Genomic DNA, 16,833 nt, shown 5'->3' with positions numbered 1-16,833 from the left:
GGGGTTTTTCCTTTGTACACAGAGGGTTGACAGTTTTCTGCGAAGCTGCAGGCGCGACTTGAGCTTGTCCACGACAGCTGTGGGTGATGTTGTGGGTAACTTCTGTACCCATTGCTGCACGCACCGGTTCAAGAGGCTCTCAGCGCTTTGTTCAACTTTTGATCAAGCCTGTTCGGCGTGGGCAAGGGATGAACTTAAGGCCGTTTTGTCCAGTGATTTCTGAGGGGTTGAGCGAGGCGGTGCTGATTATCCCCGGAATGTGTTGATCATCCTGTGGATAAGCTGGTAACAGGTCGGGCCGGTTCCCATCGCGCTGGGGTTTCACGCTGCTGTCGACCTTTTCGCCAGCCTACTCGCTGGGTAGCGCGCTTAGTTGTGTGGAGCGGCCGATTAGCTGCAAGGCGCGATCCGGGTAGTCGGTGATCAGACCGTCGGCGCCCATTTCCAGCAGTCGCCGCATTTCGGGCTGCTCGTTGATCGTCCACAGCTGTACGTGCAGGCCGCGCGCCTGCGCATTGCGTATCAGGCGCGGGGTGGCCAGGGTCAGGCCGCTGTGCTCGGGAGGAATTTGCAGCACCGGGTAGGAGGGCGACAGCAGGTCGCTCAGTCCCAGCCAGTTCAGCGCCAGCAGCAGGCGCACCGAAACCGGCCCCGCCGAGGTGGCGACCTCCGGGCAGAGTTCACGAAAGCGCTTGAGGCTGCGCTCATGGAAGCTGCCGACAATGACCCGATCGAGTTGGTCATAAGCCGCCAGCATTTCGCAGAGCACAGCTTCCATGCCGACATCGGGCACCTTGATTTCGAGCGCCTTGGGGATCAACGGGAAACGCTCGAACACCTCTTCCAGCGCTGCGATGCGCGTACCCTGGCCGCGGTAGGGATAGCTCTGGCCGCCATCGGCCGTCCATTTGTAGCCGGCATCGAGCGCCTGCAGTTCGGCGAGGTTGTAGTGCGCGACCGGCCCCTGGCCATTGGTGGTGCGTTCCAGGGTTTCATCATGGATCACCACCAGCTTGGCGTCCTGACTCAGGTGCAGATCCATCTCCAGCATGTCGACGCCGAGGGCTGCGGCGCGTTCGAAGGCGAACAGAGTGTTCTCCGGCCACAGCCCCTTGCCACCGCGATGGGCGATCACCAGGGGGCGTTCGCCGAGGTCGTCGAGCACCGCAGGCAGGCTCGCCTGACGGCTGGTCAGCGTCAGGACCAGCACGATGACGCCGATCAGCAGCAGCGGGACGAGCAGGAATCGGGTGAAGCGCAGCATGGGCCGGGTCTCGAAAGCGGTTCAGGGCTTTGTGCACCAGTGCTGGGACGTTGGCAAGTGCTGTGGTGGCGGTCGGTAAGGTGCGTCGCGCACCGCGGTGTCCGCGATGGACGAGTCGACATCGGTGCGCATGGCGCACCCTACCGATTGCCGGGCTTAGCTGGCTAGTAGCCAAACACCGGTCGCTGCCGATGCAGCACCGGCGATACGCACCAGAGGCGCGGCCGTTTGCGGCAGAAAACGCACCAGGGCGAAACCTATGGCGTGCAGCGCGGCGGTGGCGACGATGAAACCGATGGCATAGCCGAAGGGGCTGGCCAGGTCTGGCAGCTCCAGGCCGTGGGCGACGCCGTGGGTGAGGGCGAAGATGGCGGTCAGGGTGACCGACACCGCCATGGGCAGGCGTGCAGCCACAGCCACCAGCAGGCCGAAGGCCAGTACCGAACCGGCGATGCCGGTTTCCAGCAGCGGGATTTCCACGCCGGCAAAGCCCAGCAAACCACCGATCAGCATGCTGCCGACGAAGGTCACAGGCAGTGCCCAGCGCGCCGCACCGCTTTGCTGCGCGGCCCACAGGCCGACGGCGAACATCGCCAGCAGGTGATCCAGGCCGAACACCGGGTGGGCCAGGCCGGCCATGATCCCGGAGTCGCCATGCCCAGGGTGGGCGAAGGCCAGCGCCGGGGTGCAGAACAAGGCGATGGCGTAGAGGGTTTTGCGCAGATTCATGAGTATCTCCTTGAATGGGGAATCAGGCCGCCGTGAGCATGCCCTGGCGTTCGATGAAGGCGATGATCTCGTCGAGACCCTGGCCGATTTTCTGGTTGCTGAAGACGAAGGGTTTTTCGCCGCGCATCTTCAGGGTGTCGCGTTCCATCACCTCGAGGGAGGCGCCGACCATCGGCGCCAGGTCGACCTTGTTGATCACCAGCAGGTCGGACTTGCAGATGCCGGGGCCGCCCTTGCGCGGCAGTTTGTCGCCGGCGGAGACGTCGATCACGTACAGGGTCAGGTCGGACAGCTCGGGGCTGAAGGTGGCGGACAGGTTGTCGCCGCCGGACTCGACGATGATCAGATCCAGGCCGGGAAAGCGGCGGTTGAGCTGTTCGACCGCTTCCAGGTTGATCGAGGCGTCTTCGCGAATGGCGGTGTGGGGGCAGCCGCCGGTTTCCACGCCGATGATGCGCTCGGGCTCCAGGGCCTCGTTGCGCACCAGGAACTGGGCGTCTTCCTGGGTATAGATGTCGTTGGTGACCACGGCGATGTTGTAGCGCTCGCGCAGGGCGCGGCACAGGGCCAGGGTCAGGGCGGTCTTGCCGGAACCGACCGGGCCGCCGATGCCGACACGCAGGGGTTGGCTGTTCATTTCTGGGTTCCTCGTCAGGAGCGGAAGAGACGCGAGTACTGGCGCTCGTGCGCCATGCTCGCCAGGGTCAGGCCGAAGGCGGCGCTGCCCCAGTGTTCGGGTAAAAGACTGGCAGCCTGCTGCTGGGCGGCATCGAGCTGCGGCAGCAGGCGGCTGGTCAGGCGTTGGGCGGCCTGTTGGCCCAGCGGCAGCACTTTCATCAGCACGGCCAGCTGATTTTCCAGCCAGCCCCACAGCCAGGCGGCCAGAGCGTCGTCCGGACTGATCTGCCAGGCGCGAGCGGCCAGTGCCCAGGCCAGGGCCAGGCCAGGTTCGGCCTGGGCGGCAAGGGCTGCGCGCGCCGCCTCGTCCAGTTCAGGCAGGCCTTCGAGCAGTTGCCGCAGCGAATAACCCATCTGCCGGCTTTCCAGGGCCAACTCACGCGTTTCACGACTGGCGCGATGCTGTTCGGCCAGCGCCTGCAGGCGCGGCCAGTCACCCTCGTGCGCAGCGCGGCAGTGAGCCAGCAGCAGCGGTGCTTCGAAGCGGGCGAGGTTGAGCGTCAGTTGATCGGCCAGCCAGCGCTCGGCGCTCTCGGCATCGCTGACCAGGGCGCTGTCGATGGCCCACTCCAGGCCTTGCGAGTAGCTGTAACCGCCGATGGGCAACTGCGGGCTGGCCAGGCGGAGCAATGCCCAGGCCGCTTTCATGAGCTGACTCCGATACGCGCGGTCGGGGTGGTTCGACTCACTTGCGCACACCGAACTGGTGCAGGCGCGGGCCGTAGTTGAATTCTTCGTCGCCGTGATGGGAATGGTGATGGCCGCCGCCATAGGCGCCTTGCTCGGGCTGATAGGGCGCTTCGACGGCTTCGACCGTGGCGCCGAGCTGTTCGAGCATGGCCTTGAGCACGTAGTCATCGGGCAGGCGCAGCCAGCCATCGCCTAGTTGCAGGGCCACGTGGCGGTTGCCGAGGTGGTAGGCGGCGCGCATCAGCTCGAACGGGCTGGCGCAGGTGACGTGCAGCAGTGGCTCGGCCTTGGCACGTACGCGGACGACGCGTCCGTCCTTGGCCTGCAGGCACTCACCGTCGGCCAATGCCGGTTGGCCGCGTTCGAGAAACAGGCCGACCTCTTCACCGCTGGTGGTGAAACAGCGCAGACGGCTTTTGCTGCGCGCTTCGAAGGTCAGTTCCAGTTCAGCGTCGCAAGCGCCCTGCGGCGCGATTCGGGAGTGGATCACCAGCATGTGCATCTATTCCGGGGCAATGTGCCCGGAAATAGTGCAAGTGGCTTGCCAAGGCTGGAGAGTGGCGCAGGACAGCGCGCTCCGGCGTGCTGTGGATAACTTGATGAGGTGGTCAGGATTTAATTGGTGCGTTTTCGTTGCGCGCGCACGATTGTGGTGCGCGCTATTCGGAAGGTTTACCCAGGCCCAACCAGTGTTTGCCACCGACCATGATGAAGCGCAGCTGCTGGATGACCTTGGCCTCTGCCGTGAGGTGCGCCGGCAGGGTTTCAGCGGGTGGATCGATCAGTTCGGGCAAAGTGGCGAACACCGTCTTCACCACCAAATCCGACACCACGTCGAGCGCTGCATCGTCGAGGTGCGGCATGCGGTTCATCAGCTTGAGGTCGGCGGCCAGATCGCTGGTGATGCGTTCGCGCAGAGCAGCGATGGCTTGGCGCACGGGCTGCGAGCCGCCGTACTGCTCGCGGGCGAGGAAGAGGAACTGGGCATGGTTGGCAGCCACTTCGGCGAGAAAGATACGCACCGAGGCGTCGATCATGCCGCGCATTTCGAACTCATGGCGGCGCACCTGACGGATCGCCGCACGGAAGGTCTCGCCGACTTCCGCCACCAGCGCCAGACCCAGTTCGTCCATGTCGGCGAAGTGACGATAGAAACCGGTGGGCACGATGCCGGCTACGCGGGTGACCTCGCGCAGGCTCAGGCTGCCAAAGCCGCGCCCGCTCTCCATCAAAGTGAGGGCGGCGTCCATCAGGGACTGGCGGGTCTGCTGCTTCTGTTCGGCGCGTGGCGTCATGCGAAATCGGGTCATTGAGCGATGCCGCACTCTAGCAAATGCACGGCGCCAGCGTCGAACCGTGCGGATTTAGTTCGGTGAACGACTGTTGACTGAAATGCGGGCTTTCTGTCAGCCTTGTGAACAACTGTTCACTGGATTATTGCGGATGGCTCTACTTTCCCTGTCACTGGTGCGGCGAGCTGCTGGTTGCCTGCAACCGTTGCGCCGGCTTTGTGCGGCCGGCTGGTTGCGAGAGGCGGATGTCGATCTGTGCTTGCGCTTGCTACACCCGGCGCTGCGCCTCAACCGCGTATTCGCCAAGGTCGAGGCGCGCCGCTGGGTGGCCGATGACATGCTGGCAATTGAGCTGCGCTGCAATGGCAACACGCGTGACTGGCGAGCCGGACAGCATGTCCAGCTGTATCTGGAGCAGGACGGCGTGCGCCACGGGCGCAGCTACAGCCTGACGTCGGTGGCAGCCGACGGGCGCATCGAGCTTGCGATCAAACGCCAGCCGGGTGGGCGCCTGTCCAATCTGCTGCTCGATCATCTGGCGGTCGGCGAAGTGATCGAGCTGGGCCAGGCATTTGGCGAGTTTGCCTGGCCGCAGGAGCAGGGCGCCGTGCTGTTGCTGGCGGCTGGCAGCGGTATCACGCCCTTGCTCGGTCTGCTGCGTGATGCACTGGCGCGTGGCTTCGCTGCGCCGGTGACGCTGCTGCATCAGGTACGTCGCCAGGGGCAGCAGGCCTTTGCCGAAGAGCTGCAGGCATTGGCAGCGCGTTACGCCAACTTCCAGGTGCGCTGGGCCTTCAGTGCGGTGGCCGGCGGGCGTCTTTGTGCCGAGCATCTGGCGGCGCTGCCGGGCGAGCACCTGCTGGTATGCGGTCCGCGCGGTTTCGTCGACACGGCGTGCGGCTGGTGGCGCGATGCCGGGCGCAGGCCCAGCCTGCAAGCGGAAAGTTTCAGCCCGTTGCCGGTGCTGGCGCAGGGGCAGACAGCTGAGGTTCGCCTGAGCTTCGCCCGCAGCGGCCAGCAGGCGCTGGGTAACGGCAGCGCCAGTTTGCTGGAGCAGGCCGAGGCCAATGGTTTGCGTCCAGCCCATGGCTGTCGCCAGGGCATCTGCGCCAGCTGTACCTGCCTGCTGCTGGCCGGCACGGTGCGTGATCTGCGCAGCGGTGAGCTGTTCGCCGAACCCAATCAACCGATACGTTTGTGTGTCAGTGCCCCGCATGGGGATGTGGAGGTCGATCTGTGACAGCCCGCCTTGATCGCGAACTGACTGCAGCCGAGCTGGAAGCCTTCGGCCAGGAGCTGGATGCTCTGCGCCAGCGCACCCTGGCCGACCTGGGCGAGGCCGATGCGCGCTATATCCGCCGTGTGCGTGGCGTGGTGCGCTGGTGCTGCTGGAGTGGCCGTGCGCTGCTGATGCTCGGCTGGTTCCCGCCGACCTGGTTGCTCGGTACCTTCTTGCTGGGGCTGGGCAAGATCCTCGAGAACATGGAATTGGGCCACAACGTGATGCACGGCCAGTACGACTGGATGAACGACCCGGAATTTGTCGGTCGTCAGTACGAGTGGGACATCGTTGGCCCTGCCGACTTCTGGCGGCACACCCATAACCACGTGCATCACACCTACACCAACGTGCTGGGCATGGACGATGACGTCGGCTACGGCGTGGTGCGCCTGTTCCCCGAGCAGCGCTGGAAACCCTTCTATCGTTGGCAGCCGCTGTGGGTAACGATTCAGGCATTGCTGTTCCAGTACGCCGTGGCGATCCAGCATCTGCGTCTGGACAAGCTGGTCAAAGGCCGCATCAGCAAGGAGGAGGTACGTCCGCTGACGCGCCAGTTCGGCGCCAAGCTGGTGCGCCAGTGGGGCAAGGACTATGTGGTTTTTCCGCTGCTGGCCTTGCTGTTCGGTGCCAATGCCATGGCTGTGCTGGCGGGCAATCTGGTGGCCAATCTGCTGCGCAACCTGTGGACTTTTCTGGTGATCTTCTGCGGCCATTTCACCGAAAAGGCAGCAGTGTTCGCCCCCGAAGTATTGGAGGGGGAGACGCGTGGGCACTGGTATCTGCGTCAGCTGCGTGGCTCGAGCAACCTGTCCGGTGGGTCGCTGCTGCATATTCTGACCGGTAACCTCAGCCATCAGATCGAGCATCACCTGTTTCCGGATCTGCCAGCGCGGCGTTACGCCGATCTGGCGCGTGAGGTGCGCCTGATCGCCGAGCGCTATGGCCAGCATTACAACTGCGGCACCTTGTGGGGGCAGTTTTCGACCGTACTGCGGCGTATCTGGATCTACCGCCTGCCCTCTGCAGGGATGGCGTGACTCGCTGTGCGCTCGCCTGCAAATCACAGGCATGAAAAAGCCCGGAATATGCCGGGCTTGAGGATGTTGCGATAGCGCTTAGGCTGTGCGTCCACGTTGCTTGATCAGGCGATCGGAGCCGCCTTCGGCCAGCTGTACGCGTTGGGCACCAGGGGTGCGATCGTAACCATCTGCGGCCAGTTGGACGCGTTGGGCACCAGGGGTGCGATCGTAGCCATCTGCGGCCAGTTGGACGCGTTGGGCGCCAGGGGTGCGGTCGTAACCATCTGCGGCCAGTTGGACGCGCTGAGCCCCCGGAGTACGCTCATATCCACCCTCTACCAGCTGGATGCGCTGGCTGCCGGGAGTGCGGTCAGAACCGTCTTCAGCCAGCTGGATGCGTTGAGCACCCGGGGTGCGATCGTAGCCATCTTCGGCCAGTTGGATGCGTTGGGCGCCCGGAGTACGCTCGTAGCCGCCTTCAGCCAGCGGTGCGATGGGTTGCTGTTGTACCTGGCTGTCCTTGGCTTCGCCCACCAGCGGGAAGGGCGCGCTGCTCGAAGCGGCGAATACGGTGGTGGTGATCAGGCTAAGGGCCAGAGTGGCGAGGGTCAGTTGAGCTTTCATGTCGATGTCTCCTTGGGGAGTAATAAGTGGCGTCGGAGTCAATTCTTGAGGACATGAGCGCAGATAAGAACTTGACTGGCCTGATAGTGAACATCGACCCCCTCAATACAGGGTCGGGAGGCTCTATCTCGGGGCTTGTGGCCGGGCGTAAAGCGTGGCGGCGAATGTTCAGCGAAGCATCGCGCTGAGTGCCGGGCGCGCGTATGCTTGGCGACCCTTGCGGGTCGTGCTCGATCCGTCCTCTTTTGCAGTTCCCTGGAGGCAGGCTCAGCAATGCTCGCGGCACAGGCAATTTTGCCGATCTTCGCTCTGATCGTTCTCGGCTATCTGCTCGGCTGGCGCCAGTGGCTCACCAACGAGTCGGCGGCCGGCCTGGCCAACATCACCTTCAAGCTGTTCATGCCGACGCTGCTGTTCGCCGGCATCGCCAAGGCATCGCTGGCCGAAGGCCTGTCGCCGATGCTACTGCTGGCCTACTACCTGCCGGTGCTGCTGGTGTTCGTCGTGGTCAACGCGCTGGCGCACTGGCGGCGCGGCACGGCGACGCCGTTGGGATTGGTGGCGGCGTTCTCCAACAACGTGCTGGTCGGCATTCCGCTGATCGCCAGCCTGATGGGCAACGACGGTCTGCTCTACGTCTTCGCCATCCTGGTGTTCCACAGCCTCACGCTGTTTTCCCTGCACAGTTTCTATGCCGCTTTCGGCAGCCAGGAGCGTGTCGACGGTCGGGCGCTGCTGAAGAACCTGGCCAACCCGATGATCATCGGGCTGGGGCTGGGGGCACTGCTCAATCTGTCCGGGCTGCAGGTTCCGGAAAGCCTGTGGCGGGCCATCACCTGGCTCGGCCAGGCCGCCTTGCCCTGCGCGCTGATCGTGCTCGGCGCCAGCCTGTCGCGTTATCGCCTGCGCCCGACCGGCGAGGCCTGGGGCGTGGCGTTGGCCAAGCTGGTGTTGTTCCCGGCGCTAGTCTGGTGGCTCAGCGGCCAGCTGCCCGGCCTGAACGAAACCGCGCGTAGCGTGCTGGTCCTGCTCGCCGCCTGCCCCAGCGGGGTCAACGTGATGGCCTTCGCCCGCAACGCGGAGGACAGTCGCAGCGTCAGCGCGGCGATCTCGCTGTCCACGCTGCTGGCGGCGATTTCCCTGCCGTTATGGATGCTGCTGGTGGGGTTCTGAGTGCTTCGCCTGGCGATTCGTTCTTCCGGGCGATAGGCGTCGACGCGGTGCCTGGCTAGCATCGCGCTTCACGCTCCGCTCAGGAATGCATCGATGAAACGATTCGGCCACATGCTGTTAGGCCTGTTGCTGGTGTTCGGTCTGACCCTTGCGGGCTTCGTCGCCCTCAACTGGGCGCCGGATCGCCCCCTGGATGAGCTCAAGGCACGCTGGGCGCCGCCGCCTTCGCAGTTCATCGACATCGACGGCCTGTCGGTGCACCTGCGTGATCAGGGCCGGCGCGATGATCCCGAACCGATTTTGCTGCTGCACGGCACCTCCGCCAGCCTGCACACCTGGGAGGGCTGGGTGGCAGAGCTGGCCAAGCAGCGCCGCGTGATCAGCTTGGACTTGCCCGGCTTCGGCCTGACCGGGCCGTTTGCCGATGGCGATTACCGCGTCGAGCACTACACAGGTTTCCTCCTCGGCCTGCTCGACAAACTGCAGGTGAGTCGCGTGGTGCTGGTCGGCAACAGTTTCGGCGGTCAGTTGGCCTGGCGCTTTGCCCTGGCTCATCCCGAACGCAGTGCGCGTCTGGTGCTGGTGGACGCCGCCGGCTATCCGCGCAATGCCGATTCGGTGCCGATAGGCTTTCGTCTGGCCGGCATTCCTGCCTTGGCGCCAGTGATGAGCCGGCTGTTGCCGCGCAGCATGATCGAGTCGAGCGTGCGCAACGTTTATGGCGATCCAGACAGAGTCGATGACGAACTGGTCGAGCGTTACTACCAACTGACCCTGCGTGCCGGCAATCGTCAGGCCTTGCGTCAGCGCTTCGCTCAGGCCCCCAGTGGTGAGCTGCACGAGCGCATCGGCGAACTCGAATTGCCCACGCTGATCATCTGGGGTGGGCGTGACCGGCTGATCCCTGCGAACAATGCCGAGCGTTTCGCCGCCGATATCGAGGGCAGTCAGTTGGTGCTGTTCGAAGACCTCGGCCACGTGCCCCAGGAAGAGGAGCCACAGCGCACCGTTGCGGTGCTCGTTGCCTTTCTGCAGCGCTGAGGCTCTAGCGCGGTATTTTCCAAGCCTTTGATTTTGTTCGTGGAAGCGCTGGTCGTTAATGGCTGGCGCGTTTCCTGCTATGGCTCGGCGGGGCGGTTGGCTTTGGCGAATCTTCGTCTAGGCTGACGGGATAACGAACAAAAAAGCAGGAAACTGCATGCGCAAGGGCATCAGAGCTTTCGTCCGGGTCGTGGACGCATTCAACCGGAGGGTCGGGCGTTTCGCCATGTACCTGATCTTCGCCATGCTGGCGGTGCTCCTGTACTCCTCCATCAGTAAGACCTTCTTCACGCCATCGATCTGGACCCTGGAAAGCGCCCAGTTCCTCATGGTCGCCTACTTCCTGCTCGGTGGCGCCTACTCGATGCAGCTCGACGCCCATGTGCGCATGGACCTGGCCTACAGCCACTGGTCGCCGCGCACTCGCGCCGTGGTCGATGCCATCACCGTGTTGATGCTGATCTTCTACCTGGTGATGCTGCTGGTCGGCGGCATCTCTTCCACCGAGTACGCCATCGAATACAAGGAGACCAGCTACTCGGCGTGGTCGCCTTACATGGCGCCGATCAAGATCGTCATGTGTTTCGGCATCGCCCTGATGCTGTTGCAGGCGGTCGCCACCTTCTTCAAGGATCTGTACGCCGCCCGTGGGGAGACGCTGTGATGAGCTACGAGCTGATCGCGTTGCTGATGTTCTCCTCGATGATGTTGCTGCTGCTCACTGGCAAGCGGGTATTCGGCGCCATCGGCTTCGTTGCCGCGGCTGCCGCGCTGCTGCTGTGGGGCGATGGTGGCTCGGAGATGGCCTTCAGCGCGGCCATGAAACTGATGAAGTGGTACCCGCTGCTGACCCTGCCGATGTTCGTGTTCATGGGGTACATGCTCTCCGAGTCGGGCATCGCCGAAGACCTGTACAAGATGTTCCACGTGTGGATGGGCCCGCTGCCGGGCGGCCTGGCCATCGGCACCATCTTCCTCATGGTGGCGATTTCGGCGATGAACGGCCTGAGCGTGGCCGGCATGGCCATCGGCGCCAGCATCGCCTTGCCCGAATTGCTGCGCCGTGGCTACGACAAGATCATGATCACCGGGGTGATCCAGGCTGGCAGCTCGCTGGGCATTCTCATTCCGCCGAGCGTGGTGCTGGTGCTGTACGGCATGATCGCGCGCCAGCCGGTGGGACAGTTGTGGCTGGCCGGGGCGATTCCCGGACTGATGATGGCCGGCATGTTCATGCTCTACATCGCCATTCGCTGTCGCCTGCAGCCGCATCTCGGCCCGCCTCTGGCACAGGCCGAGCGTGAGCAGATAACCTGGGGCGAGAAGTTGCGGTTGCTCAGCGCCGGCCTGGTGCCCGTGTTCATCTTCTTTTCCATGACCGGGCTTTTTCTGATGGGCTACACCAGCCTGGTGGAAAGCTCGGCGGTCGGCGCGGCGGCGGCCACCCTGGCGGCGCTGTTCAAGGGCCGGCTGAGTGGCAAGGTGATGGAAGAGACATTGCGCAAGACGCTCGCCATCAGCTGCATGTTCATGTGGATCATCCTCGCCGCGCTGTGCTTCGGCGCGGTGTTCGACGGCCTCGGTGCGGTCAAGGCCATCGAGCAGTTCTTCGTCGACAGCCTGCACCTGGGACCCTGGCAGATTCTGATCATCATGCAGCTGTCGTTCATTCTGATGGGCATGTTCCTCGATGACACCGCCATGCTGGTGATCGTCGCGCCGCTTTATATCCCGCTGGTCGGTGCCCTGGGCTTCGACCTGATCTGGTACGGCGTGCTCTACACCATCACCTGCCAGATCGCCTACATGACCCCGCCATTCGGCTACAACCTGTTCCTCATGCGGGCGATGGCACCACCCGAAGTGACCCTGCGCGACATCTACGTCTCGGTCATCCCCTTCGTCGTCATCATGGTCCTGGCGCTGACATTGGTCATGGTCTTCCCCCAACTGGCGCTGTGGTTGCCGCAACTGCATTACGGCGGCTGATCAACGGAAATCGGCGCGCCTTGCGCGCCAACAGTCGAGCCGGCTTGTCTGGCCACTGGTAAGGCCGCCAGCTGTGGCGGCATTGAGCGGTTGTATTGCATCTGCATCGACACTATGGAGAGACCAGCATGAGTACGAGACGCGATTTCCTGAAAACCGCCGCAGTCGGTACCGCGGCCTTGGGCTCGGCGCATATCTACGCCGACGAGCCGAAGAAGATTACCTGGCGCCTGCAGACCTACGCCGGCGCGGCACTGGCCGAGCACGTGATCAAACCCTCGATCGATGCCTTCAACAAGGCGGCCAACGGGCAGATGGAAATTCAGCTGTATTACGCCGACCAGCTGGTGCCCACCGGTGAGCTGTTCCGCGCCATGCAACGCGGCACCATCGATGCGGTGCAGAGTGATGACGACTCCATCGCCGCGCCGGTGGACGTCTCGGTATTTGGCGGCTACTTCCCCTTCGCCACCCGCTACAGCCTGGACGTGCCGGTGCTGTTCGAGCAGTACGGGCTCAATGAGATCTGGGCCGAAGCCTATGGCGAGGTCAAGGGCGTCACCTGGCTCGGCGCAGGCGCCTGGGACCCTTGCCACTTCGCCACGGTGGAGCCGATCACCAAGCTCGAACACCTCAAGGGCAAGCGTATCTTCACCTTCCCCACCGCCGGCAAGTTCCTCTCGCGTTTCGGTGTGATCCCGGTGACCCTGCCCTGGGAAGACGTCGAGGTCGCGATGCAGACCGGCGAACTGGACGGTATCGCCTGGTCCGGCATCACCGAGGACTACACGGTCGGCTGGGCCAACGTCACCAAGTACTTCCTCACCAACAACATCTCCGGCGCCTGGTGCGGCTCCTACTTCGCCAACTCGGACAAGTGGGACGCCGTGCCCGAACACCTCAAAACCCTGTTCAAGCTGTGCATGGACAGTTCCAACTACTACCGCCAGCACTGGTACTGGGGCGGCGAGGCGCAGCTGCGGGTCGAGGGCGGCAAACTGGAGCTGACCTCCATCCCCGCCGAGGAATGGGCCACGGTGGAGGCCGAGGCGCTGAAGTTCTGGGACGAAATCGCCAAGACCAGCCCGCGCTGCGCCAAGGTGGTGGATATCTTCAAGAAGTACAACGCACTGATGGCCAAGGCCGGAGCGCCTTATCGCGGTTGATATCGCCCTCGACAGCCCGCCCGCCGCTCACCCTGCGGGCGGGCTGCTCTGATGCAGGCAGGTCATGCCGGATGCCTACGGCGCTGCAGATTCTCTCGGGCCAGGTCCGTGAATGCCTTGAGCGCAGCAGACGGATTGCGCCGGTTCGGGTAGTACAGACACAGCTCATCTCTGGGCGGTGTCCAGTCCTCTAATACCCGCTGCAGGTTTCCCGCGTCGATTTCCGCCTGGACGTCCTGCTCCATGAAGAGTCCGAGCGCCACGTTTGCCTGCACGATGGCCTTGGCCACACTCGGCTCGTCCACGGTGAACTGGCCCTCGACATCGAGCCTGAGCACGTCGCCCGCGCGCTCGAAATGCCAGGGATAGATGGCGCCGTTGGGCAGTCGGATGCGCAGGCATTCATGCTGCTTCAGATCGGCTGGGCTCTGCGGTTCACCATGCTCGGCGAAGTACGTCGGTGTCCCGACCACGGCATAACGCTGTGTCTGGCCCAGTGAGAGGGCGATCATGTCACTGGGGATCAAGCTAGAGGCGCGCACGCCGAGGTCGAAGCCTTCTGCGACGACGTCTACCAGTCGCTCCTCCGTCACCAGGTCGATCTGGACGCGCGGGTAGCGACCGGCAAATTCCAGCACCAGCGGCAAAAGGGCGGTGCGCGCTGCGCTGGCAAATGCATTGATTCTTATCACGCCCGCAGGCTCGGCGTTCTGTGAACGAACCGTTTCCAGTGCGCCGCGTAGAGCCTGCAGAGCTGGCGCCACCTGCTCCAGATAGCGCCTGCCCGACTCTGTCAGTGACACACTGCGGGTGGTGCGATTGAACAGCCGCGTCTGCAGATTCCCCTCCAGCTTGGCGATGGTGCTGCTCAGTGCAGTGGTGGAAACGTTCAGGTCGATCGCCGCACGCCGAAACGAGGCGCGGTGCGCCACGGCGAGTACGGCTTCCAGTTCATGAAGGGCGAGGCGTGAATCGGACATCGAATTGTCCTGTTTTCAGGGATTGGTCATCAATATTTGTCCCAATTGAGCAAATTATCTCGTGAGAGGCAAGATCACAGTCCTGCAAGACTGACCACTTGATAGAGGACATGAGCTTATGAACCTGCAATTACCGAGCGCCGTTCAGACCTACTTCGAGATCAGCAACGGCGATGACATCTCGCGCATGGCGGCGTGTTTCTGTAACGACGCCCGCGTGATCGATGAGAAGCGGATACATCAGGGAATCGAGGCCATCGAGTCCTGGCAGCAGGCCGCGCGCCAGGCATTCACCTATCGGGTGGAGCCCCTCGAGTCGTCTGCCGAGGATGATCAACTGAGCGTCACGGCAATGGTGAGCGGTGACTTTCCCGGCAGTCCGCTGACGCTCAAGCATGTCTTCACCCTTCGGGACGGGCGGATCAGCTCACTGGAGATTGCGCCATGATGAACCTCGAACTTGCCGGCAAGCGTGTGCTGGTGACCGGTGGGACCAAAGGCGTGGGGCTCGCAGTGGTCCGTCTGTTCCATGCGGAGGGTGCGCAGGTGCTGACCGCTGCGCGACAGGCCGATAGCGCCGTGCCGCCAGATATGTTCGTTCAGGCCGATCTTTGTACCCCAGAAGGTTGCGCGGCGTTGGTGGCGGCGACCGAGCAGCGTCTGGGTGGCGTCGACATCCTCGTGCACGTTCTGGGTGGCTCGTCTGCGCCTGGCGGAGGGTTTGCCGCGCTGGACGATGAGCAGTGGCAGCGAGAACTCGATCTGAACCTGTTCCCCGCGCTACGCCTGGACCGCGCGCTGCTTCCGGGCATACTGCAGCGCGCAGAGGGCGTGATCATCCATGTGACATCCATTCAGAGTCGCTTGCCGCTGCCCGAGGCGACCACCGCGTACGCCGCAGCCAAAGCGGCACTTTCGACTTACAGCAAGAGCCTGTCGAAAGAGGTTTCGCCCAAAGGCGTGCGCGTCGTGAGGGTTGCGCCTGGCTGGATCGAAACCGAGGCATCGGTCGCCTTGGCCAAGCGATTGGCAGAGGAGGCAGGCACCGATTACGACGGCGGCAAGCGCATCATCATGGATGCGCTGGGAGGCATTCCGCTCGGTCGCCCTTCGACGCCGTCAGAAGTCGCTGAACTCATCGCCTTTCTCGCATCACCTCGGGCAGCCGCCATCACCGGCAGTGAATTCCTGATCGATGGCGGTACGCTGCCGACAGCATAGTGCGTCGCGGTGGACAGCCTTCGGTTGTCCACCGCCTTGATCGTCATCGTCTATTTTTCTGCCCATCCCCCTGCCATCCCGGCAATCCTGTACCACACTCTATGAGCCTGAAACGGACGCTGTCACACGCGTCGTGCTGCGCTCGTGCGTCGTCGGCCTTGCCTGGCCGGTCATGGATGCCCAGCCCTTCGCTGACCCCGCCCGCGATAACAACAAGACACAGGGGGTAGCATGTTCAAACCACGGGATGTAAAGACCGTCGGCGAGGCCCGGCGCATCGTCGAGGAGCGTGGCCTGAGCCACGTCAAGGTCGGTCTGTTCGACAACGATGGGGTGATGCGCGGCAAGTACATGAGTCGCAGCAAGTTCTTCTCTGCCCTGGAGCACGGTTTCGCCTTCTGCGATGTGGTGCTCGGCTGGGACGTCAAGGACCAGCTCTACGACAACGCCCAGTACACCGGCTGGCACAGTGGCTACCCGGACGCGCCGGTGCGCATTCTGCCGCACACCTGCCGCGAGATTCCCTTCGAGAACGGCATGCTGCTGTTTCTCGCCGAGTTCGACCAGCAGGCCGAGGCGGTGTGCCCGCGCGGCACCCTGCGCCGGGTGATCCAGCGTTGCCAGGACATGGGCTTCGAACCCTATGCGGCGCTGGAGTACGAGTTCTTCATGTTCGATGAAACCCCGGACTCGGCGCGGGCCAAGGGCTTTCGCGACCTCAAGCCGTTCACCCCGGACTGGTTCGGCTACTCGATGATCCGCAACTCGGTGCATGCCGAGTTGTACCACCAGATCCTCGAGATGGGTGAGACCATGGATTTTCCCATCGAGGGCCTGCACACCGAGACCGGGCCGGGCGTGCTCGAGGCGGCGATTGCCGTCGACCGCGCCGAGGCGGCGGCGGACAAGGGTGCGCTGTTCAAGACCTTCATGAAGGTGCTGGCGCAGCGCAACGGCCTGATGGCCACCTTCATGGCCAAGTGGTCGGGCAAGTACCCCGGACAGAGCGGGCACATTCACGTCTCGCTGCGTGATCGCAGCAGTGACAAGTCGGCCTTCTACGACCCGACGCAGGCGCACAACATGAGCAAGCTGCAGCGCCATTTTCTCGCTGGGCAGCAGCGGCTGATGCCGGAATTTTTGTGCATGGTGGCGCCGACCTTGAACAGCTACCGACGGCTGATTCCCGGTTTCTGGGCGCCCACCGACGCCACCTGGGGCGTGGAGAACCGCACTGCGGCGCTGCGGGTGATTCCCGGTGGCGACAAGTCGCAGCGCCAGGAGTATCGCCTCGGCGCTGCCGACGGCAACCCCTTCCTGGCGCTGTCGGTGGCCATCGGCTCTGGCCTTTACGGCGTCATGCAGGAGTGGGAGCCGACCGAGCCGGTCAGCGGTAATGCCTACGCGGTCAAGCATCCCGAGGAGCTGGCGCTGCCGCGCACCCTGTGGGACGCCGCGCAGCGCCTGAAAGGTTCGCAGGCGGCCCGCGAGCTGTTCGGCGATGCCTTCGTCGAGCACTTCGCCGCCAGCCGCGAATGGGAAGAGCGCGAGTACCGCCGCCATGTCAGCGACTGGGAGCTGGACCGCTACTTCGAAATCATCTGATCCCACCGTCCGTAGCCCGGATGCAATCCGGGGCGGTTTCGTCGAGTGTCCCGGATTGCATCCGGGCTGCGCGTGCAAGG

Annotated in this window: 18 protein-coding genes; 10 read left to right on the top strand and 8 right to left on the bottom strand. The window is 63.7% G+C overall.

Annotation, left to right across the window (positions count from 1 at the left end; genetic code table 11):
• Positions 1 to 349: 349 nt before the first annotated feature.
• The 6 genes from BLR77_RS06905 to fabR form a co-directional block, all read right to left on the bottom strand.
• The gene (locus tag BLR77_RS06905; RefSeq protein ID WP_074676205.1) at positions 350 to 1,264 is read right to left on the bottom strand and encodes a glycerophosphodiester phosphodiesterase family protein; all 915 of its coding nucleotides are present in this window, start codon (positions 1,262 to 1,264) and stop codon (positions 350 to 352) included.
• Between the two features lie 156 nt (positions 1,265 to 1,420).
• Complete coding sequence (locus BLR77_RS06900) at positions 1,421 to 1,993, bottom strand: HupE/UreJ family protein (protein ID WP_074676203.1); 573 nt, start codon at positions 1,991 to 1,993, stop codon at positions 1,421 to 1,423.
• Between the two features lie 22 nt (positions 1,994 to 2,015).
• Positions 2,016 to 2,630: an urease accessory protein UreG gene (gene ureG / locus BLR77_RS06895; protein ID WP_074676201.1), complete on the bottom strand. Its 615-nt coding sequence runs from the start codon at positions 2,628 to 2,630 to the stop codon at positions 2,016 to 2,018.
• 14 nt (positions 2,631 to 2,644) lie between these two features.
• Entirely contained in the window at positions 2,645 to 3,319 is a 675-nt protein-coding gene (locus tag BLR77_RS06890; protein WP_074676199.1) for an urease accessory protein UreF, read from the bottom strand.
• Between the two features lie 37 nt (positions 3,320 to 3,356).
• A complete protein-coding gene (gene ureE / locus BLR77_RS06885) occupies positions 3,357 to 3,857 on the bottom strand; it encodes an urease accessory protein UreE (protein WP_074676198.1) in 501 nt (166 codons plus the stop codon).
• Between the two features lie 163 nt (positions 3,858 to 4,020).
• Positions 4,021 to 4,656, bottom strand: coding sequence for an HTH-type transcriptional repressor FabR (gene fabR / locus BLR77_RS06880; RefSeq protein ID WP_074676196.1), 636 nt, complete (start codon positions 4,654 to 4,656; stop codon positions 4,021 to 4,023).
• Positions 4,657 to 4,804: 148 nt separating this feature from the next.
• Between fabR and BLR77_RS06875 the strand changes: the two genes are divergently transcribed.
• Positions 4,805 to 5,893: a ferredoxin reductase gene (locus BLR77_RS06875; protein WP_074676194.1), complete on the top strand. Its 1,089-nt coding sequence runs from the start codon at positions 4,805 to 4,807 to the stop codon at positions 5,891 to 5,893.
• Entirely contained in the window at positions 5,890 to 6,972 is a 1,083-nt protein-coding gene (locus tag BLR77_RS06870) for a fatty acid desaturase family protein (RefSeq protein ID WP_074676193.1), read from the top strand. The genes BLR77_RS06875 and BLR77_RS06870 overlap by 4 nt, the downstream gene beginning before the upstream one ends.
• A gap of 78 nt (positions 6,973 to 7,050) precedes the next feature.
• Here BLR77_RS06870 and BLR77_RS06865 read toward each other — a convergent pair whose 3' ends face one another.
• On the bottom strand, positions 7,051 to 7,578 hold the full coding sequence (locus BLR77_RS06865) for a hypothetical protein (RefSeq protein ID WP_074676191.1): 528 nt from the start codon (positions 7,576 to 7,578) through the stop codon (positions 7,051 to 7,053).
• Between the two features lie 273 nt (positions 7,579 to 7,851).
• Here BLR77_RS06865 and BLR77_RS06860 point away from each other — a divergent pair, with 273 nt between their 5' ends.
• From BLR77_RS06860 to BLR77_RS06840, 5 genes are all read left to right on the top strand, one after another.
• Positions 7,852 to 8,751, top strand: coding sequence for an AEC family transporter (locus tag BLR77_RS06860; protein WP_074676189.1), 900 nt, complete (start codon positions 7,852 to 7,854; stop codon positions 8,749 to 8,751).
• Between the two features lie 93 nt (positions 8,752 to 8,844).
• Positions 8,845 to 9,792, top strand: coding sequence for an alpha/beta fold hydrolase (locus BLR77_RS06855; RefSeq protein ID WP_074676188.1), 948 nt, complete (start codon positions 8,845 to 8,847; stop codon positions 9,790 to 9,792).
• Positions 9,793 to 9,949: 157 nt separating this feature from the next.
• Entirely contained in the window at positions 9,950 to 10,456 is a 507-nt protein-coding gene (locus tag BLR77_RS06850; RefSeq protein ID WP_074676187.1) for a TRAP transporter small permease subunit, read from the top strand.
• Positions 10,456 to 11,781 carry a TRAP transporter large permease gene (locus BLR77_RS06845; RefSeq protein ID WP_074676186.1) on the top strand — a complete coding sequence of 442 codons (1,326 nt, stop codon included), beginning with the start codon at positions 10,456 to 10,458 and terminating at the stop codon, positions 11,779 to 11,781. Before BLR77_RS06850 ends, BLR77_RS06845 begins: the two co-directional genes overlap by 1 nt.
• Positions 11,782 to 11,909: 128 nt before the next feature.
• A complete protein-coding gene (locus BLR77_RS06840; RefSeq protein ID WP_074676184.1) occupies positions 11,910 to 12,947 on the top strand; it encodes a twin-arginine translocation signal domain-containing protein in 1,038 nt (345 codons plus the stop codon).
• Between the two features lie 62 nt (positions 12,948 to 13,009).
• Here BLR77_RS06840 and BLR77_RS06835 read toward each other — a convergent pair whose 3' ends face one another.
• Positions 13,010 to 13,927 carry a LysR substrate-binding domain-containing protein gene (locus BLR77_RS06835; RefSeq protein WP_074676183.1) on the bottom strand — a complete coding sequence of 306 codons (918 nt, stop codon included), beginning with the start codon at positions 13,925 to 13,927 and terminating at the stop codon, positions 13,010 to 13,012.
• A gap of 118 nt (positions 13,928 to 14,045) precedes the next feature.
• Between BLR77_RS06835 and BLR77_RS06830 the strand changes: the two genes are divergently transcribed.
• The 3 genes from BLR77_RS06830 (at position 14,046) to BLR77_RS06820 (ending at position 16,753) form a co-directional block, all read left to right on the top strand.
• A complete protein-coding gene (locus BLR77_RS06830; RefSeq protein WP_074676181.1) occupies positions 14,046 to 14,375 on the top strand; it encodes a nuclear transport factor 2 family protein in 330 nt (109 codons plus the stop codon).
• Complete coding sequence (locus BLR77_RS06825) at positions 14,372 to 15,148, top strand: SDR family oxidoreductase (protein WP_074676180.1); 777 nt, start codon at positions 14,372 to 14,374, stop codon at positions 15,146 to 15,148. The genes BLR77_RS06830 and BLR77_RS06825 overlap by 4 nt, the downstream gene beginning before the upstream one ends.
• Positions 15,149 to 15,379: 231 nt before the next feature.
• Positions 15,380 to 16,753 (top strand): glutamine synthetase family protein, encoded by a 1,374-nt coding sequence (locus tag BLR77_RS06820; protein WP_074676178.1) that lies wholly within the window; start codon positions 15,380 to 15,382, stop codon positions 16,751 to 16,753.
• Positions 16,754 to 16,833: the final 80 nt, after the last annotated feature.

The organism is Ectopseudomonas alcaliphila, assembly GCF_900101755.1.
In the GTDB taxonomy this organism is placed as follows: domain Bacteria; phylum Pseudomonadota; class Gammaproteobacteria; order Pseudomonadales; family Pseudomonadaceae; genus Aquipseudomonas; species Aquipseudomonas alcaliphila.
The sequence above is the reverse complement of the archived record's forward strand: the minus strand, read 5'-3'. Positions and strand labels throughout refer to the sequence as shown.